This window comes from Actinoplanes sp. NPDC051633 (assembly GCF_040681735.1).
GTDB lineage: Bacteria > Actinomycetota > Actinomycetes > Mycobacteriales > Micromonosporaceae > Actinoplanes.
Window position 1 is genome coordinate 1 of the sequence record NZ_JBFAZH010001747.1, and the last position, 1,160, is coordinate 1,160.

Sequence of the window (1,160 nt, forward strand, 5' to 3'; positions counted from 1 at the left end):
GCCGGTGGTGGTGCCACCGGCGGCCCCGGAACAAGGAAGGCAGCAGATGGCGCTCACGGCCCTCGCTCCGAAGAGAACGAATCCCGCGAAGAGAACGGGCCCGGCGAAGGGAACAGGCGCGCTGCGCAGGCGCGTGGCGGACAACCTCATGGCGTACGCGTTCATGGCGGCGGGCCTGCTGTGCTTCGCGTTCTTCTCGTGGTGGCCGCTCATCAAGGGCATCGTGCTGAGCTTCCAGCAGGACAACTTCGTCATCCCGCCGTATTTCGTCGGGCTGGAGAACTACCGGGCGCTGTTCGACGACCCGCTGTTCTGGACCGCCTGGAAGAACACCGTCGTGTTCACCGCCCTGGCGCTGGTCTTCGGTTTCGCGCTGCCGTTCGTGATCGCGATCCTGCTCAACGAGTTCCGCCACCTGACCGGCCTGTTCCGGGTGCTGGTCTACCTGCCGGTGATGCTGCCGCCGGTGGTCAGCGTGCTGCTGTGGCGCTACTTCTACGACCCGGGCAACGGCCTGTTCAACACCATCCTGGGCGGGCTGCACCTGCCGCCGTCGCAGTGGACCCAGGGGTCCTCGACCGCGATGATCTCGCTGGTGCTGGTCTCGACCTGGGCCAACATGGGCGGCGCGACGCTGATGTATCTGGCCGCGCTGCAGGGCATCCCGGGCGAGCTGTACGAGGCGGCCGAGCTGGACGGCGCGAGCGTCTGGCAGCGGATCCGGCACGTCACGATCCCGCAGATGCGCTTCATCATGCTGGTCCTGCTGCTGCTCCAGATCATCGCCACCATGCAGGTGTTCATCGAGCCGTTCCTGCTGACCGGCACGTCGAGCCCGGACACGGTCACCGTGATGGTGCTGATCTACCGGTACGCGTTCACCGTTAACAACGACTTCGGCCTGGCCGCCGCGATGAGCGTGCTGCTCTTCGTGGTGCTGGGCGCCTTCTCCGCGCTGTACCTGCGCCTGACCCGGTCCGCCGACTGAGGAGCCTCGGATGACTCTCACCGCTCCGCCGCAGCAGTCGCTCACCGAGGTGGTGGCCGCGCCGGCGACCAGGCCGAAGCGGCGGCGCACCGGGCCGGCCGCCACCCGTACCCTGATCAGCGCCGTTGATCTGCAACGCCATCGGGTCGCCTATGTGGTCGCGGTGACCGTC

The 1,160-nt window shown here is 67.5% G+C and carries 1 protein-coding gene; it reads left to right on the forward strand.

Annotated elements, in window-relative coordinates:
• The first annotated feature begins 4 nt into the window (after nucleotides 1-4).
• Nucleotides 5-988 carry a sugar ABC transporter permease gene (locus AB0M20_RS44855; RefSeq protein ID WP_364307717.1) on the forward strand — a complete coding sequence of 328 codons (984 nt, stop codon included), beginning with the start codon at nucleotides 5-7 and terminating at the stop codon, nucleotides 986-988.
• Nucleotides 989-1,160 lie beyond the last annotated feature (172 nt).